The 21,639-nt window shown below is 51.7% G+C and carries 24 protein-coding genes; 11 read left to right on the top strand and 13 right to left on the bottom strand.

Features of this window, described 5'->3' with window-relative positions:
- Window positions 1-8: 8 nt before the first annotated feature.
- Entirely contained in the window at window positions 9-1,058 is a 1,050-nt protein-coding gene (locus tag KNP82_RS10980) for a hypothetical protein (protein ID WP_214803333.1), read from the bottom strand.
- Window positions 1,059-1,190: 132 nt separating this feature from the next.
- On the opposite strand from KNP82_RS10980, the gene KNP82_RS10985 reads away from it, so the two are divergent.
- On the top strand, window positions 1,191-1,619 hold the full coding sequence (locus KNP82_RS10985; protein ID WP_214803330.1) for an HIT family protein: 429 nt from the start codon (window positions 1,191-1,193) through the stop codon (window positions 1,617-1,619).
- A gap of 54 nt (window positions 1,620-1,673) precedes the next feature.
- On the opposite strand, the gene KNP82_RS10990 is transcribed toward KNP82_RS10985, so the two are convergent.
- A complete protein-coding gene (locus KNP82_RS10990) occupies window positions 1,674-2,003 on the bottom strand; it encodes a hypothetical protein (RefSeq protein ID WP_235045179.1) in 330 nt (109 codons plus the stop codon).
- 174 nt (window positions 2,004-2,177) lie between these two features.
- Between KNP82_RS10990 and KNP82_RS10995 the strand changes: the two genes are divergently transcribed.
- Window positions 2,178-2,534 (top strand): hypothetical protein, encoded by a 357-nt coding sequence (locus tag KNP82_RS10995; protein ID WP_021066714.1) that lies wholly within the window; start codon window positions 2,178-2,180, stop codon window positions 2,532-2,534.
- Window positions 2,535-2,593: 59 nt separating this feature from the next.
- Window positions 2,594-3,157 carry an HTH-type transcriptional regulator Hpr gene (locus KNP82_RS11000; protein WP_021066715.1) on the top strand — a complete coding sequence of 188 codons (564 nt, stop codon included), beginning with the start codon at window positions 2,594-2,596 and terminating at the stop codon, window positions 3,155-3,157.
- Here the strand turns inward: KNP82_RS11000 and KNP82_RS11005 are convergent.
- Entirely contained in the window at window positions 3,141-3,479 is a 339-nt protein-coding gene (locus KNP82_RS11005) for a DUF1878 family protein (protein WP_236355805.1), read from the bottom strand. The two genes, KNP82_RS11000 and KNP82_RS11005, sit on opposite strands and share 17 nt — an antisense overlap.
- Window positions 3,480-3,630: 151 nt before the next feature.
- On the opposite strand from KNP82_RS11005, the gene KNP82_RS11010 reads away from it, so the two are divergent.
- Window positions 3,631-4,617, top strand: a complete 987-nt coding sequence (locus tag KNP82_RS11010; RefSeq protein ID WP_214803328.1) for a peptidylprolyl isomerase — start codon at window positions 3,631-3,633, stop codon at window positions 4,615-4,617.
- A gap of 126 nt (window positions 4,618-4,743) precedes the next feature.
- Here the strand turns inward: KNP82_RS11010 and KNP82_RS11015 are convergent, their stop codons facing one another.
- Together KNP82_RS11015 and KNP82_RS11020 are read right to left on the bottom strand one after the other, a co-directional pair.
- Complete coding sequence (locus KNP82_RS11015) at window positions 4,744-4,962, bottom strand: hypothetical protein (protein WP_214803325.1); 219 nt, start codon at window positions 4,960-4,962, stop codon at window positions 4,744-4,746.
- Window positions 4,963-5,239: 277 nt separating this feature from the next.
- Window positions 5,240-6,112, bottom strand: coding sequence for an HD domain-containing protein (locus KNP82_RS11020; protein ID WP_051627804.1), 873 nt, complete (start codon window positions 6,110-6,112; stop codon window positions 5,240-5,242).
- Between the two features lie 172 nt (window positions 6,113-6,284).
- Between KNP82_RS11020 and KNP82_RS11025 the strand changes: the two genes are divergently transcribed.
- From KNP82_RS11025 to KNP82_RS11035, 3 genes are read left to right on the top strand one after another with little or no spacing between them, the layout of a single operon-like run.
- Window positions 6,285-7,196 carry a magnesium transporter CorA family protein gene (locus tag KNP82_RS11025; protein ID WP_214828011.1) on the top strand — a complete coding sequence of 304 codons (912 nt, stop codon included), beginning with the start codon at window positions 6,285-6,287 and terminating at the stop codon, window positions 7,194-7,196.
- 59 nt (window positions 7,197-7,255) lie between these two features.
- Window positions 7,256-8,344: a DNA polymerase IV gene (dinB, locus tag KNP82_RS11030; RefSeq protein ID WP_251128724.1), complete on the top strand. Its 1,089-nt coding sequence runs from the start codon at window positions 7,256-7,258 to the stop codon at window positions 8,342-8,344.
- A 43-nt stretch (window positions 8,345-8,387) separates the two neighbouring features.
- Window positions 8,388-8,606 carry a YhzD family protein gene (locus KNP82_RS11035; protein ID WP_214755682.1) on the top strand — a complete coding sequence of 73 codons (219 nt, stop codon included), beginning with the start codon at window positions 8,388-8,390 and terminating at the stop codon, window positions 8,604-8,606.
- 64 nt (window positions 8,607-8,670) lie between these two features.
- Here KNP82_RS11035 and KNP82_RS11040 read toward each other — a convergent pair.
- From KNP82_RS11040 to KNP82_RS11060, 5 genes are all read right to left on the bottom strand, one after another.
- Window positions 8,671-10,241 (bottom strand): IS3 family transposase gene (locus KNP82_RS11040; protein ID WP_125317986.1). Its coding sequence is split into 2 segments (ribosomal slippage): window positions 8,671-9,602 and window positions 9,602-10,241, totalling 1,572 coding nucleotides; the frame shifts between segments, so codons are not numbered across the junction.
- 86 nt (window positions 10,242-10,327) lie between these two features.
- Window positions 10,328-10,819, bottom strand: coding sequence for a hypothetical protein (locus KNP82_RS11045; RefSeq protein ID WP_214755681.1), 492 nt, complete (start codon window positions 10,817-10,819; stop codon window positions 10,328-10,330).
- Between the two features lie 62 nt (window positions 10,820-10,881).
- Window positions 10,882-12,657, bottom strand: a complete 1,776-nt coding sequence (locus KNP82_RS11050) for an SLC13 family permease (protein ID WP_251128729.1) — start codon at window positions 12,655-12,657, stop codon at window positions 10,882-10,884.
- 131 nt (window positions 12,658-12,788) lie between these two features.
- The gene (locus KNP82_RS11055) at window positions 12,789-13,160 is read right to left on the bottom strand and encodes a YlbF/YmcA family competence regulator (RefSeq protein WP_021066724.1); all 372 of its coding nucleotides are present in this window, start codon (window positions 13,158-13,160) and stop codon (window positions 12,789-12,791) included.
- 35 nt (window positions 13,161-13,195) lie between these two features.
- Window positions 13,196-14,287 carry a DUF445 domain-containing protein gene (locus KNP82_RS11060; RefSeq protein ID WP_131472313.1) on the bottom strand — a complete coding sequence of 364 codons (1,092 nt, stop codon included), beginning with the start codon at window positions 14,285-14,287 and terminating at the stop codon, window positions 13,196-13,198.
- A gap of 76 nt (window positions 14,288-14,363) precedes the next feature.
- On the opposite strand from KNP82_RS11060, the gene KNP82_RS11065 reads away from it, so the two are divergent.
- From KNP82_RS11065 to KNP82_RS11075, 3 genes are all read left to right on the top strand, one after another.
- Complete coding sequence (locus KNP82_RS11065; protein WP_058765777.1) at window positions 14,364-15,215, top strand: PucR family transcriptional regulator; 852 nt, start codon at window positions 14,364-14,366, stop codon at window positions 15,213-15,215.
- Between the two features lie 103 nt (window positions 15,216-15,318).
- Window positions 15,319-16,419, top strand: coding sequence for an ABC transporter ATP-binding protein (locus KNP82_RS11070; RefSeq protein WP_021066727.1), 1,101 nt, complete (start codon window positions 15,319-15,321; stop codon window positions 16,417-16,419).
- A gap of 143 nt (window positions 16,420-16,562) precedes the next feature.
- Window positions 16,563-17,399: a DUF6671 family protein gene (locus KNP82_RS11075; protein WP_029595988.1), complete on the top strand. Its 837-nt coding sequence runs from the start codon at window positions 16,563-16,565 to the stop codon at window positions 17,397-17,399.
- 55 nt (window positions 17,400-17,454) lie between these two features.
- On the opposite strand, the gene KNP82_RS11080 is transcribed toward KNP82_RS11075, so the two are convergent.
- The 3 genes from KNP82_RS11080 to KNP82_RS11090 form a co-directional block, all read right to left on the bottom strand.
- Window positions 17,455-18,105, bottom strand: a complete 651-nt coding sequence (locus KNP82_RS11080) for an amino acid ABC transporter permease (protein ID WP_021066728.1) — start codon at window positions 18,103-18,105, stop codon at window positions 17,455-17,457.
- Complete coding sequence (locus KNP82_RS11085) at window positions 18,102-18,860, bottom strand: transporter substrate-binding domain-containing protein (protein WP_029595989.1); 759 nt, start codon at window positions 18,858-18,860, stop codon at window positions 18,102-18,104. The genes KNP82_RS11080 and KNP82_RS11085 overlap by 4 nt, the downstream gene beginning before the upstream one ends.
- 125 nt (window positions 18,861-18,985) lie before the next feature.
- Complete coding sequence (locus tag KNP82_RS11090; RefSeq protein WP_029595990.1) at window positions 18,986-20,713, bottom strand: phospho-sugar mutase; 1,728 nt, start codon at window positions 20,711-20,713, stop codon at window positions 18,986-18,988.
- 99 nt (window positions 20,714-20,812) lie between these two features.
- Here KNP82_RS11090 and KNP82_RS11095 point away from each other — a divergent pair, with 99 nt between their 5' ends.
- Window positions 20,813-21,631, top strand: coding sequence for a sulfurtransferase (locus KNP82_RS11095; RefSeq protein WP_029595991.1), 819 nt, complete (start codon window positions 20,813-20,815; stop codon window positions 21,629-21,631).
- The last annotated feature ends 8 nt before the right edge of the window (window positions 21,632-21,639 follow it).

The following is a 21,639-nucleotide window of genomic DNA, read 5'->3' on the forward strand; positions in this document are numbered from 1 at the left end:
TTTTTTTGTCATGTCAAAATGAGATAGATGGCTTCATCCCGCTCGATGAACCGTTTCTCGCTCTGTAAGCGCAAGAACGTGAAAATCGACTCGAGCAACGTCCGGTCGTAGAGCCATTCGAGGCCGAGGTCCGTGTCGACTTTTTCATTCGGTTCGCCCAAGAGCGCGAGCAGGTCGTCGGGCCGCTTCTGTAAATCGATATCAATGCGATCGACCCGGCCGTCGACAAACCGGAGCTCCATCCCATCATAGCGCCAGACGTCGCCCCGTTCCATCGGTTCACCAATCTCGTCGACGACTGTCTGTTCCCGTTTGTTCATGAGCGCCTCAAGCGTCTCGATCGAATGACCGGTTTGCGCTTCGACCTCGATTTCAATCAATTCGGCCCTCTCGAGGTCGAATTGTCCGGCCACCGTCTCGTCCTGGTCCGGCAACAAGCCAAACGCCAGTTGCGCATCTTCCGTCAACGTCACGGCCTCGGTCTCGGTCACCGTTTCCCCATCGACGACGGCGACGGCTTTGACGTCGTAGCGGCCTGGCATGCGAACAATCTCAACTGCTTCGCCGGCCTCATCAATCCGTCCCTCCTGCACCCCGTCGATCCAAATATTTGTCAGCGGAACGTCTGCAGACGTCCGCAACGTCTTTGGCAACAACTCAATCCGATAATCCGCAAAGCCGAACCGCCCTTCGCCCGTATCGACGAGACGGAACAATCCATCCGTCTCCATGCCTTGTGCCCGGTCCGACCGGTCCTGCGCCACTTCCGAGATGGCCTCGCCGCGAATCGACTTTTCTTCATTCAACCACCCCATGAACCGGAGCGCCTCAGCTCGCGTGAGCGGTTCTGATTCATATTCGACATTCTCCTGGAAGAAGCTGACGTCTTCGGTCAACAAGGCGTCCTTGAAGCGAACGTGAATCTTGTCGTTGGCGGCAGCCGGTTTATATCCCCATTGATAGAAAACACCGACCGCGAGGCCGACACCGAGCGTCACGAGGAGCCCGAGGTAGATATTTCTTCGCCGCGACGGTTTCTTCGATCGTACATACGCCATCCGTTCCCTTCCTCTCTCTACTTGCTATTGGTTTCAGTGTAAGGGGCATCGTCTGTCCGGACAATCGTTCTTCCGCCCGAATTTCCATGTTATGATGAGATGGATTAGTCATTCATGAATGGAGGAGTCAGCATGCACACTGAGGACAACTGTATCTTTTGTAAAATCGTCAACAACGACATCCCGTCGTATAAGGTATACGAGGATGACGCCGTCGTCGCGTTCCTCGATATCTCTCAAGTCACGAAAGGGCATACGCTCGTCATTCCGAAACATCATGCCCGTAACATCTATGAATTGCCGGCCGACGTGGCCCGTGACGTCTTCCAAGCCGTCCCTGCCGTCGCGAACGCGATTCAGCGTGAAACAGGTGCGATCGGGATGAACGTGTTGTCTAACGCCGAAGCGATTGCCGGACAGACCGTCTATCACTTCCACATCCACCTCTTGCCGCGCTACGGCGAGGCGGACGGGTTTGGTGCCAAGTGGGAAACGCATCAAGACGCGTACTCATCTGACGACATGCAGGCGATCGCCGCCGGCATCAAAGCAAACCTGTAACGAACAAATGGACCGCCGCCTGTTGAGCGACCGGTCCATTTTTTGTCTTGCGCCTCATGACGAGTTGATTGAATCGAGATGGCGTTTCCGCTCCTCTTCGATTTGGGCACGCTCGACTTGTAATTTAATCGCCTGCTCGTATAACTGTTGCCGCGATTTGACAGATTCCGCTTGTTCGAATTCTTTTCTTAACAAATTTAGACGGGCGTCTATTTCAATCAGTCGCTTTTCAAGCAAAGTTTGTTTCCGCGTCTGTTCATTATGTTCCGACGCTTCATATCCCGCCTCGAGTGCTTCCATTATTGTCTGTGCCCAAGGGTCATCTCCCAGTCGCTTGGCCGCGTTATACAGGTCTAACATGTCATCAACCCAACGCTTTTGCATATTCACTGGAGGTCACCTTCCTTTACCTACAGTTTAAAATAAAATGATTTTTCGGTCAAAATTGAATGTTCTGAAAAATTTTATTTAAGATATAGGTTTTTAATCTCTCTTTTTTGGTAAAATAATATGAAAAGAATGTATTCTAGTATGAGTGTGCTCGAGGAGGGGAATGTATTGTCGAATCACAATCGTCGCGATTGGGTTGCTTTCGGCTTTGTCGTAGCGTTTCTAGGAGCTGTGACCGTGAAAAAACTCGCCCGTGGAACGGCGAATGACGCGGCGGCCAATCAACACCGAGCGTCTACAATCACTACGTTGAAAGAACAATTCCAAAAAGTCGCTAAAGATGCGTCGCAAGTTGCGGCGGCAGGTAAGTTACAAGGAAAAGAATTGACAGATCAAGTGAAAGCCGAAGTCGAACGCTATCAACAAGACATTCAGCCTTCAATCGAGCGGATCCAAGGAAACCTAAACGAGCTTTCGAACGTACAGTCAGATGCGACCGAAGCGAAAGCGGAAAAGGCCAACTGACCGGTCTGTCGTCATCGCCCGTCGTTTTAGTCACATTGTATCGGAAAGGATGGATCGACATGGAACACGAAAAAGAATTCACTGGCCCTGAGGCCATGCTCTATAGTCATAAAATCATTCAACTTAGTAAGGCACTGTGGAAGACGGTCGAGAAAGACTGGCAAAATTGGATTAAACCGTTCGACTTGAACATAAACGAGCACCATATTTTATGGATCGCTCACGCCCTCGGCGGCGCCTCGATCTCAGAGATCGCCAAATATGGGGTTATGCACGTATCGACGGCGTTCAACTTCTCGAAGAAGTTAGAAGACCGCGGTTTGCTCACGTTCTCGAAAAAGGAGACGGACAAACGAAATACGTACGTCCAATTGACGCCTGAAGGTGAGGCGCTCTTGCTCGAGACGATTCATGCGTTCGATCCGGAAGAGAACGGCGTCTTCCGCGCCTCGCTCCCGCTCCAAGAATTGTACGGGAAATTCCCGGACTTGACGGACATCACCGCAATCGTTCGCCGCTTGTATGGCGACAACTTCATGGACATCTTTGCAGAAACGTCGAAGATGATCACGGAAGAAGCCGGACGTCGCCCTGAGGACGACGAGATCAGTAAAGAAGCTTGACCTGCCGATACAGCGGTTCCGTGACGTCTAACGCCATCCCTTGGCGCACACACGCCGCGAGAATCGTCTCGGCCTCTAAATGAGGATGAAGCATCCCGACGAAATGAACGAGCAAAGGCTCCACGGACGACAGCCCGTAGCGCATTTGCTCGTTTTGTCGTTCTCGGATATCATCAAGCAACGCGAAAAACGCAACGACGTCTTGCCGTGTCAGATTCGCCTTGAGCACCTCATGTTCAAAGGGCCGCTCCGACCAATCGACCGCCCCGAGCAACAGTTCCATTTGAAACGATAATTGATTGATTTTCTCTTCTAACGACACGTTCTCCACCCCATCATTTCACATTCTCTTTCATCATTATACGACACGTTTCTGTGCTATGATACTACACAGGTAAGAGAACAGCTGTTATCATTAACAAAATGTGGTATAGTCGGATTTAGAAACTTATAGATTTATAGGGGTGGAATATATGTCAAACGGAATGACGAATGAACCGAACAAACAGAATAAGAAGTTTTCAACAGGCGCCCTCGTCGGCGCATCAGCGATTGCACTTCTCATCGGTGTCGGCGGCACGTACGCGGCGACAAGCGGCGGGTCTTCTGACAACTCTCCAGTTGTTTCATTTGAAGGCGGCGAAGTGACGCGCGGCGAAATCGCCGACATGAGCTACGACCGCATGGTCCCACAACTTGCGTTCCAAGAAACGATGAACGAATTGCTTGAAAAAGAGTACGGCGATAAAGTCGAGCAAGAAAAAGTCGACGAAGAGTTCAGCAAGACCGAAGAGCAGTTCAACTCGAAAGAAGAGTTTGAGCAAGCGATTCAACAAGCCGGCATGACGAATACGGACGAGTTCAAAGAAGCGCTCCGCGGTCAAATGCTCGTCGATGCTGCGAAATCAGAACTCGTCGAAGTCACAGACGAAGATATCGAAGCACAGTTCGCGAAAGAAAACGTCGAAGTCAAGGCGAGCCATATCCTTGTCGAGACAGAAGAAGAAGCACAAGCGATCATTAAAGAATTGAACGACGGCGGCGACTTCGCTGACATCGCGAAAGAAAAATCGACAGACACAGGTTCTGGTGAAAAAGGTGGCGACCTCGGTTACTTCTCAGCCGGCGCCATGGTCCCTGAATTTGAAGAGTACGCGTTCCAAGAAGACGTCGTTGGCAAAGTTTCTGAGCCGGTTCAGTCACAGTTCGGCTTCCACGTCATCAAAGTCATGGACCGTAAAGAAAAAGACCTTAAACTCGAAGACGAGAAAGATCGCATCCGTGAAGCATTGGCGACTGAAAAAGCCGCTTCTGTCGACGCGAATAAGATTTATGCCGAGTTGATCGAGAAATATAACGTCGATGTGAAAGATGCGAAAGCATCGACACAGTTCGATGCTGTGAAAGACGCTCTTAAAGCGGAAGAAGAAGCTCCGGCCGAGGAATCGACTGAGAAATAAGCAACAAGTGAGTGGCACCGTCACTCACTAACTGAGTAAAAAAGAGGCCCCCTGCCGCGATTTGTTTGCGCCAGGGGGCCTCTTTTCATGCATATGGTCAGTGATTCAACTAACAACTAAGAATGATTATCTTGGATTTGATGTTTTCCTGTTCTGTTCGTCATTGGTCAAATCTATATAAAACCCTAAAATAGAAACATATTTTATAATGACCGTTCCACCCGTCTGCGTATAAAATTCACGCTCGTAGTTTTGCCAAAAGTAGGCGTCTCTCTCACTATAACTTTTGAATGTTAGCTCTCCATACTCTTCGCTATAATAAGTTATTTCGTGTGCTGGATACATGTGATACTTCCTCTGTAAGAAACTATCTTCTTTAGTTAAGTCTATATATGTTTGAAGAAGAAAAACAATAAGCAGCAAAGCGATCACTTTTCTAAAAATCGACATTCATTTTTGCCCCAATCTTAAATGCTTCATTCCTATTAACCAAACCAAGCCTGTGAGAAATTCACTGAAAAAAATTCGTTTCATAGTACTTACCAGAATAGAACAGGAATGCTAATCATCTTCAATTGAATTTGAATCATAAACTTTAACTATTCCGAAGTTATGGTGCTTCTTACAGTTTAGGTTTATAAAATGCCCGGTTATCGAGCGCCATGACCCGTTCTGTGAACGTCCCTGGCTCGACGCCTTCGAACGCCTTATCGAACATGTTCATCCGGGCATCGATGTTGTCGATAAAGAAGAGCATCTCGGCTTCCGGGAGCTGCGGCGCGTTCGCCGACCCCCACTCCGGTTTCCCGTGATGGCTGAGGACGAGGTGTTGAAGCAACGTCACGACTTCACGGTCGGTGCCGAGCTCGCGTGCCACGACTTCAATCTCTGATGCCATAAGCGACAAGTGCCCAAGCAGTTTGCCTTCGAGCGTATATTCCGGTGTGATTGCGTCCGACAACTCGATTACTTTCGCCAAGTCGTGGAGCACGACGCCTGCAACGAGCAAGTCCCGATTCAATTGCGGATACAGGTCGCACATCGTGTCAGCCAGCTTCAGCATCGACAGGACGTGGAACGCAAGCCCTGAATAGACCGCATGGTGATGGCGCACCGCTGCCGGATACGTGAAGTAAGCTTCCTCGTTCCGGTCGACGAGCGCCGTCACGAGTTGTTTCATCCCTACGTGCTCCATCGCCTCGATATAGCCGCGAATCCCCGTCTCGAGTTCTGACTTCGGCACTGGGGCCGAGCGCACGTATGGCGCGATGTCCGTCTCACCTTCGATGATGGAGATTTGTTTCAACTTCAACTGGGTCCGGCCACGGTAGTCCATCACTTCCCCGGAAGCATGGACAATCTTTTTCGTCGCATATTTGTCCGTATCGGCACTGTCCCATACTTTCGTCTCAATCTCCCCGCTCTCATCGCATAGGATGAGCGTCAAATATGGTTTGCCGTTGCCGGCGAGTCCACGATACGATTGTTTAATCATCACATATTGGTTCAACGTGTCGCCCACTTTGAGCTGACCGATTTTAGTAGTCGTCAAAAAAAGCACCTCTCTTCTTGTCAGTACCTACATCTTAACGAAAGTTCAGGTCAGATGCCAACTTTCTAAGAAAAGCGGGAATACTTGAGAGAGAAGCATATTGGGGGAATGGAAGATGAATTGGAATTGGTATACACGACCAGAAGAAATTGTACATGTCGACAATCACTATGAGGAAGCGTACACGTATTGGCTCGAACAATTGACGACGGCGAAAGTGACAAAAATCATCGTCGAACGCGATTATATGTACGGATCGCTCACGCTCGATTATGAACAGTTGGAACGCGAACCACAAAAAATCGGGCACTATTTCGTGACCCGGGACTTTTTATGGACAATCGGGTTTGATGAGCTGTATTGCGAGACGGTGGCCGCGAAGCAGTATGACTCGCCAATCGAGGCATTCTATGACCTGCTCTCTGAAAAAATGGACTATTATTTCCACGGCATCGATGAGTATGAAGAACGCTTGATGATGACCCAACGCGAGATGAGCGGGCAAGTCCCTCCCGAATTTATGAATGAGATTTTCGGACTCCGCAGCGAGATTGAACGGTGGTCCGATACCGTTGTCCCATACCGTGAGTTGCTCATGGCCGGACGTGAGGCGTTCCTCGATGTCGACTTGGACGAGTTGAACGCTTATCGACTTGCCACGTACCGGGTCGACCGGCTCTTGACGTTAATCGAACATTATCAAGCCGATGTCATCGCGTTAACCGACCTCGCCTCGACGCTGTCGAACTTTCGCGGTAACGAGATTATGAAGGCGTTGACCGTCTTCACGGCATTGACGACACCAGTCGTCGCCTTCGGTGCCATCTGGGGAATGAACTTCAAAGCGATGCCTGAACTGAAGTGGCCGCTCGGTTATGTGTTCGCCTGGATGATGATCATGCTCTTCACAGGCTTGGTCTATGCGTGGTTGAAACGGAAGAATTGGATTGGCTCGCTCTTACAGTTCCCGAATCAAGTCCACAATCAAAAACGTCTAGAAAAACAACGGAAAAAGAGAAAACAGTAAAAAAACGAACAAAAGTTCGGTATACTGAAAGGAGCAGCTGCCATAGAAAGGTGATGTACATGGAACGATTGATTATCCACGTTGATATGGACGCGTTTTACGCCTCGGTCGAACAGCGGGACCGTCCTGATTTACGTGATAAGCCTGTCATCGTCGGTGGCGCCCCCCACAGCCGTGGTGTGGTCGCCACCTGTTCGTATGAGGCGAGAAAATACGGGGTGCACAGCGCCATGTCGTCACGGCGTGCGTTTGCGCTCTGTCCTCAGGCGACGTTCGTCAAACCGCGCTTTCACGTTTATCGGCACGTCAGCCAACAAGTGATGGCGATTTTCAAGTCTATCACGCCGCTCGTTGAACCGCTCTCGCTCGACGAGGCCTATTTGGATGTGACCGAGAACACACTCATGAGCACGTCCGGCCCTTATATCGCGCGCTATATCCTCGGGGAAATCAAACGCCGGACGGGACTGACGGCCTCGGCCGGAGTCGCCCCGTCGAAGTTCGTGGCCAAGATCGCCTCAGGATTCAACAAACCGAACGGACTGACTGTCGTCGAAGCAGCCGATGTCGAGTCGTTCCTCGCCCCGCTCCCGATCACGACGATGCACGGGGTCGGTAAAGTGACGGCCCAAACACTGTTCAAGCACGGCTACCATACGATTGCCGATTTACAGCGTGCGCAACCTGAACAACTGAAGGCCATTTTCGGATTCGACCGCGGGAGCCAACTATATGAACTCGCGTCCGGTCGTGATAACCGTCCCGTCGTCCCGACGCGGGAACAAAAATCGATTGGCTCCGAGACGACGTTCGCGTTCGACCTCGATGACCCGGAAGAAGTGTATGAACGGGTCGTCCCGGAAATCGAAGACGTGCTCCATCAACTCGACCGACGCGAACTCAGTTGCCAGACGGTGACGATTAAAATCAAGACGAGCGAGTTCCAGGCCCGGAGCCACCAAATCAAACTGAACCATCCGACGCACGACCACGACGAGATTAAACGGCTCGCCCGCCGCCTGTTCGACGAGATGGCGATCACTGAACCGGTCCGCTTGATCGGGATGACGGTGTCCGATTTGATTCCCCGTACTGAGACGGCGCGTCAGCTCACGTTCGAGGAGCTGACGAAACCTTCGCTTGAATAATGAATGGTCATTCAGTACAATGGAAGTAAAGGGGGGCGAACGGATGGAACAGTATACGATCACAGCGTTCGAGAACGACGGCACGGTCGTCTTGAACGATTCATTTACTGCGGCAAGCAATGACGAGGCGAAAACGAAAGGACTCACGTTGCTTGAGGAAGCCGGGCACCTCCATAAAGGGGCCCGCATCGCACGTCGCGGCCAACTGATCTACTTCGAGCGCTGTAAACTGCCAGGAAAACTGAAAGGCACGGCCTCATAACAGAAGCGCCTCGGGAATTGAACTGCTCCCCGTCAAGTAGACAGTGTAAATAATGAAAACCAACCTAGGCGGCTTGAGACCTGTATTCGACAGGGCTCAGGCCGTTTAGTCGTTTCTGGAAACGGTCGTGGTTGTAGAACGCTATGTAGTTCTCGATTGCCTTCGTCAGTTCGCTATAGGCCTGGAACTCACGCAAATAGTACATCTCCACTTTCAGGGTGCCCCAGAAACTCTCGATTGGGGCGTTGTCGATACAGCGTCCCACGCGGGACATGCTGTGGGTCAGTCCCGCGTCCTCTACCATGCGTTTGAACCCTCTCGAGGTGTATTGGCACCCTCGGTCGCTATGGATCATCAGACTCGCTCCTGTACGTAGACCCGCGATGGCTGGCATCATCGTTTTAAAGACGAGCCCGTTGTTGTTGGACTTCCCGACACGATAGGCGACGATCGAGCCGTCGTACAGGTCGATAATCGCGCTAAGGTACGCCTTCTTCCCGGCACCGTATTTGAACTCGGTGACGTCGGTGCACCATTTCTCGTCCGGCCGGGCCGCGCTGAACTCTCGGTTCATCAAGTTCTCGGCCACATGCTGTGGCGTTGACTTCTTATGTTTCCTCCGCTTCCGGCGGATGATCGATTGAATCCCATGGCTATGCATCAAACGATAGATTCGCTTTTCATTGAACGGGGACAAGCTTTGTTGCCGGCGCAGCCGATTGATGGTCATCGTGATCCGACGGTACCCGTATGTCCCGTTCGCCTGATCATAGAGTAGACGGATGTCCTCCAGGAGCTTCTCGTTCTCTTCTTGACGCACCGATATGGTGCGATTCAACCATTTGTAATAGGCCGCCCGTGAGATGCCGGCGACCCGGCAGAGGAGCACAATCGAGAGGGCTTCCTCTTCGTTCAATTCTTTGATGGCGATATATCTTTGCTGTAGCCGTACCTGGCTGATCACGACCTCCTCTCGATCTCCTCTAACTTTTTTAGGAACAGGTTGTCCGCACGAAGAAGTTCGTTCTCAAGCTCCATTTGCTGGATACGACGTTTCAGCTTCTCTTCTTCACTTAGTTCATCCTCTGGTTTCGTACGCCCACGGCGGTCTAGGAGCGCTTCTGCCCCGGTCGTGTCATACTTCTTGACCCAGCCATAGACCTGGGCATAGGATACCTGATATTGTTCCGCGGTCTGCTGGTAGTTGCGACCATTCTCCAAACAGTATTTCACGATCTCAAAGCGCTCTTCAAATGTAGTTTTTCTTCCTTTTGTCATAGCTAGACCCATCCCTTTTCTCGAATCTGTTAACTCGCTATGACTAGTATACTTCCTAATCCATCTGTGAAGAACAGACCAGTGACTGATTTGATGTTTGGAGAGTGTCTCTAGTTTAGTGAGACCACCGAGATAGTCACGGACCGCCGCAATCTTCTGTTCCTTGGTGTAGGGCTTCCATGTCCTCGATTGCTTCAACGCGTCAATACCGCCGGTATCGAATTTTACTTTCCATAACTGAAGGGTGTCCATAGAGACGTCATGTGCCTCCCTGATTTCCTTCCAGGTATATGTGCCTTGATCCATCATGCGCAGCGCGCTCAGTTTTTGTTCGATCGTATGTCGACTTCTCGTCATAAAAAAACACTCCCCAATCAGATAAACAGATTTGTTATTTCATCTGTCTACTTATTGGGGAGCATATCAAATCCCGAGGCGCTTGTTCATTCGCTATATTTGGCTTCCCACTCGCTGCGCCACTCCATGTAATCGGGATGCAGCTCTTCCACCGTCTTGCCGTCTAGCGAGTACGCACTGCCGACGAGCGGCTCGGCCGAATCCGGATATGACGTCCCGCCGATGATCTCGCCGTCCACCATCATGACCGAGACGTTCGTCTGGCCGAGTTCTGCAACATCATCGAGCGGATGGTCGCGGACGATAAAGTACTCATGTCGAATGTCACGTCCGATATAGTCATCCGGCGGCGGCGTCTGGACTTGCCACGTACTTTGCGTTGGCAACTCAAGCAGATCTTCCTTTTCAAAACTCGACGTTCTATTCCCTCTATAAGAGACGACGTCATAGCCTTGCTCCTCTAAGTACGCCTTGGCCACTTTGGCATCCGCCCCGAGCGTCGGTGCCGGCTGTTCGCTCTCATTCGAGCAGGCTGCAAGCAGCAGGGCACATACAATGATTCCGATTCGTTTCCACATCGTTTCTCCACCTCATTATTTAGCATTTTTTTACATATTAGGCAGATAGATCAACATGTCCTTCAAAACGGAAAGATGAGTAAAATCGTGAAAATCGCAATGACCGCTGTCACCACTTGCAACGGCAAGCCGACTTTGACGAAATCGAAGAAACGGTAGCCGCCGATTCCGAACACCATCGCATTCGTCGGCGAACCGAACGGGGTCATGAACGCGAGCGATGCCGCAATCGCGACGGCGACGACGAACGGGACCGGACTCACTTGAAGCGCCACGGCGAGCGATACGGCGAGCGGTGCGAACAAGACGGCCGTCGCCGTGTTCGAGATGATTTGACTGAGCGCCATCGTCGCGAGGAAGATGGCGACGAGCACCCAGACCGGTCCGGCTTGACTGAACGAGTCGCTGATCCACGTGACGAGCCAGGCCATAATCCCGGCATTGTCGAGTGCTTGACCGACGGGAATCATCGCGGCAATCAATAACAACGATGACCACTGAATCGAGTCATAGGCGACATCCATATGCCGCACGGCTCCGGTGAGCACCATGGCCAGTGCTGCGAGCCATACCGCCACGGTCGGGTCGACCCACTCGAAGACGAGAAGCGTGACCATCATGAGCATGATGAGACCCGCTGCCAGCTGATGACGCTCGGACACGACCCGGTTCGCGACATCGGTCACCCGCTCATTGGCGAGCAACAGGGACGTCTCGTCCCCAGCTCGCTCTAAATCGCTCCACTCCCCTTGCGTAACGAGCATATCTCCGCGCTCGAGCGGAACATCTTTCAATCGCGTGATGGCAATCTCTTCGTTCGGACGGATGACTTGAAGCACGTTCAACCGATATTCGTTGCGCAAGTGACTATCCGATAAACAACGACCGACGAGCGGGCTATCCGTTGGGATGGTGAAGACGGCTACGCCGGCCGCTTTCCCGTAGACGGCCTTCAAGTCGACGTGTTCCACCGTCACCCCTTCCCTTCCGGCAATTCGCCGGACATCCGCCTCTGCTCCGCTGACATACACTTGACCTTCAGTGAGACGCGTATCCGCACGCGCTGTGACAAAGCGGTGCGTCATGCCTTTTTGTTGTTCACCGACGACGATTAGACCGTCTCGTGACCAATTGACGTCGCGGAGCGTCCGCCCGATTAAAGGGTGCCCTTTCGAAAGAGATAAGGCGAATAGGCTCACATGCGGCACCGCCAAGCGTGGCATCGTCGCGGCGCGCACATCGCTCGTACCGAGCAGCCGATTGCCGATAACATAGAAATAGAATAAGCCGATGACTGCCATGACGAGCCCAATCGGTAAGAGCGCGAAAAAACCGAGCGTGCCAGCGGACGTGTTCCGTAACGTCTCAGCCGCCACCAGGTTCGGCGGCGTCCCGATCAGCGTCATCGTTCCGCCGATACTCGAGAAGAACGCGAGCGGCATCAACAGTTTGGCAGGACTCGTCCCCATCTGTCTCGACATGGCGAGGACGACCGGAATCAATAGGGCGACCGTCCCCGTATTCGACATGAGACTCGACAACAAGGTCACCGTGACCATCAAGACGAGAAAAAGACGCACCTCACTCCCTTTTGCGAACGGGATAAGCGCAGCACCTAACCGTTCGGCCAAACCTGTGTGAAATAGGCCGGCCCCCACAATGAACAGCCCAGCAATCATGAGCACGACCGAATTCGAAAAACCGGCCATTGCTTCAACCGGCGTCAATTGATTCGTCAAGACGAGCAACAAGAGACCGATGAGCGCAACCAAGTCGGCTCGGAGCCAGCCTCCAATAAACCCGATAATCATGATCGTTAAAATCACCAAGGTGACCATCACGTCCACCCTTCCTTGTGAAAGTTTCTACAAGCTTACTATACCACGCATTATGTAAGCGTTATCATAAGGTGAGTGACAATCTTGGCAACAAAAAAAACGGATGGCTCGATTGCCATCCGCATCACGTCTTATTGAACTTCGTGATCATTGACCATTGGAGCGTAAAGCTCTTCAAGTGGCTTCATGATAATTTTCGTCACTTCTGTGACGAGTTGATGCATGCGTTGCTCTTCTTGCATGAGCTCCATGATCAATTCGTTCTGTTGAACGCCCATCATTTTCGTTTGCGCGTCCATCATCTCTTGTTCAGAGATTTCTTCGCCTTGCATCTGCTTCTGTTGAAGCGTCATTTGGATGTCACGGAAGTCAGCGAATAACTGGTTCGCTTCTGCATCCGCATTGACACGGTCGTATAGTGAAGAGAGATTTGTGAACTCCTCAGAATCGCGAAGTGCTTTTTCCAATTGGTAAGCATGATCGTACAAGTTTGTTTGTGACATGTGACGTCCTCCTAAATACTATTAGGGCGTGCCTCTTAAATGATGGCAATCAACCCTTGAATCAACCCAATCATACCACCTAACAAGGCGCCAAGCCATGTTATTGCCCGGAACTCTCGTTTCGAGATCGAGAGAACAATCTCTTCGAGGTACGATGTATCGAGCGAGCTCACCTGCTCTTGCACGATTTGGTCGATTTTGAGGCGGTCCATGATCGTCTCCATTTGATCCGTGAAGCGCGTAATGACGAGTCGTACTCCAGCCGGGACGAGCTCGTCGACGACGCGGTCTTCAATGTCCCGTGTGTACGAGTGGACCGTTCGATCGAGCAACTCCCCGACCGGCAAGCGCGAGACGACTTCCGTCGTCACACCGTCAATCAACCGTTCCTCTAGACGGTCGTCAAGCAACGTATCGACCGACCGTTCGCTGAACCGTTCGAACTCACGTGTAATCATTTCCGCCATACCCGATCGCGTCGAGCCGCCGCGGAGGATATTGATAATCTCCGGTCGAATCATCTCGACAAAATTCAAGTTCTGGACGAAACCGGCGATGAATCCAAGCCGACGCTGGACGAACGAGTCGACCATGTGTCGAAGTTGGGCCTCACCCTCGACGGAATAGAAATACTCCTCCGACTTGACGAGCAAGGTATCGACAATCTCCGGAATGATGCCCCGGACGCGGTCCATGCCGTCTTCACCGAGAATCTCATACAGTTTACGCGTCTTCACATCTGCGAGGACGAGCCGGAGCTCTTGGCGGAGCTTCGTGTCCGCTTCTGCCAAGACACGAGTCTCGGCATCCGGATAAAGTGGTTCGATGAGCGATCGAATCGTCTGATCCGAGCGCAGCATCGTCCGCACCTCACCTTGGACGTAATACGTGATGTGGCCACCGACCTGTTCATCGAGCAGGCGCTTACGCATCCCTTCCGGGGTCAACAAGTGTTTGACGACTGTCTTACCGAGGCTCGTCGCCAACTCATCGCGCCGTTTCGGGATCAAGCCTGGCGTGAACGGGACGCGCATGTTCCCAATATATTTAGGGTGATGGGGCCGGAATAACATTTTGATGGCGAGGAAGTTGGTCACTCCCCCGATTGTCGCACCGATGGCGATCATAATGAATACTTTGACTAGACTCTCCAAACTGTCTGCCTCCGATCTGAAATATGATACATTTATTGAAGAGGTGATTGTGTTGACTACGTTTGAACGAATTAAATCGATTTTCCCGATGGCTGTCCATCGGTCCGAAGAAGCGTCCAGTGACGTTCGCTGGTATCAAGCCCAGGACGGCACGGTCTTCGGTCTCCCTAAACTGGAGCTGACGGAGCGTGAGCGACAGCTGCTTGAATGGTTCGCCACCCCACTCCTGACAAGACTCGACCCACGACAAGCCAAATGGCAGGACCGTCTACTCACCGATGCGTACCGGTTCGACCGGCCGTTCCGTCTCATGTCGCTCGTCCTGCATTATCAAGACCCTGAGGCACTCGAACAATTTTTAGACGTGTTAGCTGACTTTATGCCTGAAGCAGAGATTGTTCTCATGACCCGGTCTCACGTTGAAATCATTGAGACCGATCAGTTCGTCGAGCTGACCGAGTTCGAAGACGTCTTGCGGGCGATCGCGAGCGATTGTTACGTCGAGGCGCATGTCGTCTATAGCGCACGTCCGCTCGGTGACCTTGCGCCACTTTATCACCAGCATCAGGCGCTACTCCCACTCGCCAAGCTCTCTACTAAAGCTTACCCTGCTAGTCAATTATTATACCATTATTTACTACAACGCCATGAGACTTTTGATGTACGTCCCCGTCTGACGGCCCCTGTCGTCGCGTCACTCGATAAGACGACGATCGATTTATTGGAGGCGTTGTTCGCCAACTCGTTGAACGTATCGCACACGGCCAAGGCGTTATTCATGCATCGAAATACGCTCAACTATCGGCTCGATCGGCTCTACGAAGCGACCGGTTATGACGCTAGGCAGTTCTACGATGCCAGTCTGCTCCAATTGATTGTCACGTTGCACAAATCTGAGTAATCGTTTTTGTGCAACGTGTACATATTCGATGCAAGCGGTTTCATCGTATAATCAGTCTTGTAAGCGCTATTATACAAGAACAGATTCCCAGGAGGCTAACGACATGGCAGAAATTCAATTAAATCACATTGATAAAATATACGACGGTGGTGACTCGAAGGCAGTCAGCGATTTCAACTTGCACATCAAGGACCGCGAATTCATCGTCTTCGTCGGACCTTCAGGTTGTGGTAAATCGACGACGCTCCGTATGATCGCAGGACTCGAAGAAATCTCGAGCGGCGACTTCATCATCGACGGCAAGCGCATGAACGACGTCGCACCGAAAGACCGCGACATCGCCATGGTCTTCCAAAACTACGCACTTTACCCGCACATGAGTGTCTATGACAACATGGCGTTCGGTTTGAAACTTCGCAAGTTCCCGAAAGATGAAATCGACCGTCGCGTCCAAGATGCGGCCCGTATCCTCGGACTTGAAGAATACCTTCAACGTAAACCGAAAGCACTCTCTGGTGGTCAGCGTCAACGTGTCGCCATCGGCCGTGCCATTGTTCGTGATGCCAAAGTGTTCTTGATGGATGAGCCGCTCTCAAACTTGGATGCCAAGCTTCGCGTTCAAATGCGTAAAGAAATCATCCAGTTGCACAACCGTCTCGACACGACGACGATTTACGTTACCCATGACCAAACGGAAGCGATGACACTCGCGACTCGGATCGTCATCATGAAAGACGGAATCATCCAACAAGTCGGTTCGCCAAAAGAAGTATACGAAAACCCAGACAACATCTTCGTAGCCGGCTTCATCGGATCACCTTCGATGAACTTCTTCCGCGGTAAATTGGCTGATGGGAAGTTCCTCGTCGGCGGCGAAGAAATCAACGTCCCTGAAGGCAAAATGAAAGGTCTTCGTGACCGCGGTTACGTCGGCAAAGAACTCGTGCTCGGAATCCGTCCAGAATCGATTCACGATGAGCCAATCTACATCGACTCGCCAACGACGCACACGTTCCGCACGCACATCGACGTTGCCGAGCTCATGGGCGCTGAGTCGTACTTGTACGCTGAACTCGGTGGCCACCAGTTCACGGCACGGATCGATGGACGTTCGAACATCCACATGGGTGACGATGTCACACTCGCACTCGATATGACGAAAGCTCACTTCTTCGACACGGAGACAGAACTCGTCATCCGTTAAGCACTACGATATGTTGAAGTGAACCGTATACATACGGTTCACTTCTTTTTTATTTCATACTATTCCATAGGCGTTTACACTGCGTGAATTCTTCCTTTATAGTCTTTATAAGGACTCTGATTTGCTTAGAAAGGAAACCATTTATGAATTATTTAAAAGATCGAGATGTGCTATTGGTGACAATTCACCAAAAAGAAAAAGTTATCAAACCTCTCCTTGAGGACGCATTCGGATGCAACGTACACGTGAGTCCGCTCGACACTGATCAATTCGGAACATTCACACGGGAAATCAGTCGAAAACAATCTCAATTTGATACAGCAAGAAAAAAAGCGACTAGGGGTCTGGAACTGACCAATCATCATGTTGGGGTAGCGAGCGAAGGCACATTCGGATTCCATCCTCTCGCGCCCATTCCTTGGAATACTGAACTGGTATTACTGCAAGATGACGAATTAGAGCTTGAATTACATGGTTATTATGAAGGACTCGACACAAACTTCAGTCATACAATCGTTCAAGATTACCCTTCTGCACTGCAGTTTGTTAATAAAGTTGGTTTTCCAGATCATCATGTGATTCTCCGATCAGATGATGAACATTCATCCATTATGCTAAAAGACATCACCAGTGAATCGCTATTAAAAGAAGCTTTTACATACTGTTTTAATAAGTCAACGAATCGACAGGTCTTTATCGAGACAGACATGCGGGCGTATGCCAACCCAACTCGAATGAAAAATATTGAGAGCGCGACGAGGCAACTCATTGAACAGGCAAACTCACTCTGCCCATCCTGTGGCACACCGGGCTTCCGTATCGTCCGCAAAGTACCTGGTCAATTATGCGAGCAATGCCATACTCCCACAAAACAAATAATGCAACATGTTTATGCCTGCTCGACTTGTAAGTATCAACAAACCGAATATCTTGGAGATTTATACACATCTCCAAGATATTGTGATGTGTGTAATCCCTAATAAAAAAAGCAGCCTGCTATCTCCCCATAAGGAGAAATCATGGCTGCTTTTTTGGTTAACGAATCGCGTAGCGACGTTCAAGCCGATGCTGTCCTGCTTGGATGAGCGTCGATAAAATCCAATAGATCGACGCCGAGAATAAGAGAAGCGGCATGACGAGATACGTCGTCGCTGCGATTTGGTCCGAGACGTATGTCAACTCCTGCACCGCGATGACCGAACCGAGTGACGTCGATTTGATGATATCGATGACCGAGTTGGACACCGGTGGGATTGCACGCGATAGCGCCTGTGGGAAGATGATATCCTTGAAGCGCTTCGCACGCGGGATCCCAAGGGCGACGCTCGCCTCGACTTGCCCGCGATCGACCGAATTGATGGCCGCGCGGAACGCTTCCGAGATATAGGCCGCAAAGTGAAGGCCTAACCCGAAAATGAGCGCCTGCATCCCGCTCAACTGGACGAAACCGGTCAGACCGACGTACAGGATGAGAAGTTGCAAGAGGAGCGGTGTGCCCCGGAAGAACGAGATATACGTACGAGTGAACAAACGAACGACTTTGACAGGGCTGCTGTGTAAGACAGCGATGATCAGACCGAGCACCAAGGCGAGGAGAATCGACAGGATACTGGCGATCAACGTCAATTGTACGGCTTCGATATAGGCCGAACGGTTCTCGATGACGGTCGTGATCAGTTCACTCATTGACTGATGTCCTCACCGAAGTACTTCTCACCGATCTCAGCCATCGTGCCGTCTTCTTGCATCTCAGCTAACGCGTCGTCCAACTTGTCGAGCACGTCTGAGTCTTGACGTGTCATGTAGCCCGCTTCACTCTTATTGAAGACGTCTCCGACCGCTTTCACGTCGTAACCTGTCTTCTCAAGCTCCGTCAAGATGAAGAGACGGTCGTTGAGTGCCGCATCGAGACGTCCGACTTGAAGGTCTTGGAGCACTTGGTTCGCGCCTTTGTAGAACTTCACTTCAGCACCGGCTTCTTCAGCGAGCTGCGCGTAGACTGAACCTTGTGTCGAGCCGACGACTTTGCCGTCGAGGTCATCGATGCCTTGAATGTCTTCGTTGTCCGAAGCGACGATGACTTGCGCACCTGATACCGCGTACGGAGTTGAGAACGCGTATTTCTCTTCACGTTCTGGCGTGATACTCATTTGGTTGGCAATCATGTCGATGCGTTCTGCGTCGAGGGCCGGTACGAGTCCTTTGAAGTCCATTGGCTCGTATTCGACCGTGTAACCGGCACGCTCGGCCGCTTCGTTCAATACATCGATGTCATACCCTGTGATTTCACCTTTGTCTTTGTACGTGAATGGCGGGTACGTCGCTTCTGTCCCGACTGTGATGACGGCTTCTTCTGAGCCGCTGTCTGTCTCTGTCCCGCAAGCCGCGAGCACCCCGAACGATGCTCCGATTGCAAGTACTGCTGTTAATGATTTTTTCATGGTAATTTCCGCCTTCCTGATAATCCGTATATGATTACATGGTTATGAACAATACACTCATCATACTGAGGGGGGCATATCTTGTCAAACAAAAGACACCACCCTCGTCAGGGCGGTGTCGTCGATTAATCGATTGCTTTCGCTTGCTTCATAACATCACGTTCAATCGCTTCCCGTTTCACTGTCGTTTTCTCCGCGCTATCGGCGTGGACACTGAAATAGAATTTGATTTTCGGTTCGGTCCCAGACGGACGCAGGCAGAACCATGAGCCGTCCTCGAAGATGAATTTGAGTACGTTCGACGATGGCAACTCGATCGCTTCCGTCTCGCCTTGCTGCAAGTTTTTCGCGACTTGTTGCTTGTAATCCTCGAAGCGGACGACTTCGTAGCCGCCGACTTCTTGTGGCGGATTGGCGCGGAACGCCTCCATCATTCGACCGATTTGTTCGAGACCGGCCTTCCCTTTCAACGTCATCGATTGGAGCGACTCCTCGTAGAAGCCATACTTCTCATAGACGGCTTGGAGGGCATCGTACAACGTGCGCCCGTGCTGTTTATGGAAAGCCGCCATCTCGGCGCCGAGTAAGCACGCCTGGACGGCATCTTTGTCACGGCAGAAGTCTCCAATCAAATAACCGTAGCTCTCTTCGTAACCGAATAAGAACTGGTACTGGCCCGACTCTTCATACTGCTTGATTTTCTCGCCGATGAATTTGAAACCGGTGAGCGTGTTCTCGAGGTGGACCCCATACGCCTTGGCGATGGCCGCCCCGAGTTCTGATGTGACGATCGTCTTCGCGACGAAGCCGTTCGTCGGAAGCGTCCCCGTCTCCACTTTTTGAGACAAAATGTAATCCATGAGAAGCGCCCCGGTCTGGTTCCCCGTCAAGACGAACCATTCGCCATTGCGGTCACGGACCGTGAAGCCGACACGGTCGGCGTCTGGGTCCGTCGCCATGAGCAAGTCGGCCCCGACGCGGTCGCCGTACTGCATCGCGAGCTCGAAGGCAGCTCGTTCTTCCGGGTTCGGATAACTGACCGTCGGGAATGCCCCGTCCGGCTCAGCCTGTTCGTCGACGATGGTGACGTGTTCGAACCCATATGCTTTCAATCCTTCCATGACCGGGCGACGTCCCGTCCCATGAAGTGGTGAATAGACGATTTTGAGCGGATCGCCTTGGACGTCCGTATGAATCCGAATCGATTGGAGAGCTTCCATGTATGCCGCATCGACCGACGCATCGACCGTGACGAGTGTGCCCTCGGACCGAAGCGGTGCCTCATCTTTAACGTCAATCTTCAATTCATCTTCGATGGCATTGACGTACGAGACGAGCTCATCGGCTTCGGCCGGTGGCAATTGTCCACCGTCGGCGCCATACACTTTGAAGCCGTTATATTCCGGCGGGTTGTGGCTCGCCGTGATGACGATGCCGCCGAAGGCGTTCAAATGACGGACGGCGAATGACAACTCTGGCGTCGCCCGCAAACTCGGGAACAAGTATGTCTTAATCCCGTTCGAAGCGAGTGTGCGTGCCGCCTCGAGCGCAAACTCTGGCGAGAAGTGACGCGAGTCGTGGGCGATGACGACGCCGTGACGTTTCGCTTCTTCCCCTGACGCGGCGATAAAATCGGCAAAGCCTTGCGATGCCTTGCGAATCGTATAGATGTTCATCCGGTTTGCCCCTGGACCGATTTCACCGCGCATACCGCCCGTCCCGAATTCGAGCGTCTTATAGAAGGCATCCTCGAGTGATGTCTCGTCTTGCTCGAGCACCTCGAGTTCGGCGCGCAAATGCGGCTCGAGCGCCTCGTGTTGTTTCCATCGGTCATATGTCTGTTGCCATGTCATGGTCAGTTCCCCTTTCGACATTCAAAAATTCAATCGAAGTACTCGCCAATTTGTTCCATCTTGTATACGATGGGAGTAACGAAACTTCGAGGTGATACTATGTTTCCAACTATGCGTGCCCAAGAATTGAAACACATCGTCCATACGGACTCGATCCGCTTCATTGATTGCCGCTATTCATTAAACGACGCCTCATACGGAAAGTATGCGTATCGACAAGGACATCTGCCTAACGCCGTCTTCCTTGATTTGATGGAAGACTTGTCCGGACCGTTGTCCGAGCACGGCGGACGCCATCCGCTGCCGTCTAAACAGGCATGGACCGAAACGCTCCGCCGCATCGGGATTCAACGCGATGACTTGGTCATCATCTACGACGACGGCTTCCCGTTCGCCGCTCGTGCGTGGTGGTTATTCAAGTGGGCCGGCCATGAGCGCGTCATCGTGCTCGAAGGCGGCATCCAATCCGGCATCACTTACTGCGGGGAGACGACGACAGACGTCCCGTCCTATCCCGTTTCCGACTATACACCCGTCTTCCAAGACGAGATGATCGCGACGATTGAAGACGTGCGCGCCGCCACCGTCACTGGTGGGTTATACGATTCAAGAACGGCCGACCGTTACGACGGCAGCCATGAACCGATTGACCGCAAGCCCGGGCATATCCCGAACGCCGTGCTCTGTCCCTATACCGAGGCCGTCACCGACTTAGGGACGCTTCAAGACTTCCACGATTTGAAAGAGCATTACGCCGACGTCCTCGATGTCCCGAATCCCATCTTTTATTGCGGGAGCGGGGTCACCGCCTGCGTCAACATTTTGGCGCTACACGCCCTCGGTAAAGACGATGTGCGTCTGTACCCCGGCTCTTACTCTGATTGGATTAGTTATCCAGAAAACAAGGTCCACCCGTAACGGGTGGA

It is taken from the genome of Exiguobacterium sp. s26, assembly GCF_018618235.1.
Lineage (GTDB): Bacteria > Bacillota > Bacilli > Exiguobacteriales > Exiguobacteriaceae > Exiguobacterium > Exiguobacterium chiriqhucha.

Bases quoted from the DNA above. Each gene is read 5' to 3' on its own strand.
- KNP82_RS10980 (WP_214803333.1), bottom strand. From the start codon at position 1,058: ATGGCGTATGTACGATCGAAGAAACCGTCGCGGCGAAGAAATATCTAC.
- KNP82_RS10985 (WP_214803330.1), top strand. From the start codon at position 1,191: ATGCACACTGAGGACAACTGTATCTTTTGTAAAATCGTCAACAACGAC.
- KNP82_RS10990 (WP_235045179.1), bottom strand. From the start codon at position 2,003: ATGCAAAAGCGTTGGGTTGATGACATGTTAGACCTGTATAACGCGGCC.
- KNP82_RS11000 (WP_021066715.1), top strand. From the start codon at position 2,594: ATGGAACACGAAAAAGAATTCACTGGCCCTGAGGCCATGCTCTATAGT.
- KNP82_RS11010 (WP_214803328.1), top strand. From the start codon at position 3,631: ATGTCAAACGGAATGACGAATGAACCGAACAAACAGAATAAGAAGTTT.
- KNP82_RS11015 (WP_214803325.1), bottom strand. From the start codon at position 4,962: ATGTATCCAGCACACGAAATAACTTATTATAGCGAAGAGTATGGAGAG.
- KNP82_RS11020 (WP_051627804.1), bottom strand. From the start codon at position 6,112: ATGATTAAACAATCGTATCGTGGACTCGCCGGCAACGGCAAACCATAT.
- KNP82_RS11025 (WP_214828011.1), top strand. From the start codon at position 6,285: ATGAATTGGAATTGGTATACACGACCAGAAGAAATTGTACATGTCGAC.
- dinB (WP_251128724.1), top strand. From the start codon at position 7,256: ATGGAACGATTGATTATCCACGTTGATATGGACGCGTTTTACGCCTCG.
- KNP82_RS11035 (WP_214755682.1), top strand. From the start codon at position 8,388: ATGGAACAGTATACGATCACAGCGTTCGAGAACGACGGCACGGTCGTC.
- KNP82_RS11045 (WP_214755681.1), bottom strand. From the start codon at position 10,819: ATGTGGAAACGAATCGGAATCATTGTATGTGCCCTGCTGCTTGCAGCC.
- KNP82_RS11050 (WP_251128729.1), bottom strand. From the start codon at position 12,657: ATGGTCACCTTGGTGATTTTAACGATCATGATTATCGGGTTTATTGGA.
- KNP82_RS11055 (WP_021066724.1), bottom strand. From the start codon at position 13,160: ATGTCACAAACAAACTTGTACGATCATGCTTACCAATTGGAAAAAGCA.
- KNP82_RS11060 (WP_131472313.1), bottom strand. From the start codon at position 14,287: ATGATCGCCATCGGTGCGACAATCGGGGGAGTGACCAACTTCCTCGCC.
- KNP82_RS11070 (WP_021066727.1), top strand. From the start codon at position 15,319: ATGGCAGAAATTCAATTAAATCACATTGATAAAATATACGACGGTGGT.
- KNP82_RS11075 (WP_029595988.1), top strand. From the start codon at position 16,563: ATGAATTATTTAAAAGATCGAGATGTGCTATTGGTGACAATTCACCAA.
- KNP82_RS11080 (WP_021066728.1), bottom strand. From the start codon at position 18,105: ATGAGTGAACTGATCACGACCGTCATCGAGAACCGTTCGGCCTATATC.
- KNP82_RS11085 (WP_029595989.1), bottom strand. From the start codon at position 18,860: ATGAAAAAATCATTAACAGCAGTACTTGCAATCGGAGCATCGTTCGGG.
- KNP82_RS11090 (WP_029595990.1), bottom strand. From the start codon at position 20,713: ATGACATGGCAACAGACATATGACCGATGGAAACAACACGAGGCGCTC.
- KNP82_RS11095 (WP_029595991.1), top strand. From the start codon at position 20,813: ATGTTTCCAACTATGCGTGCCCAAGAATTGAAACACATCGTCCATACG.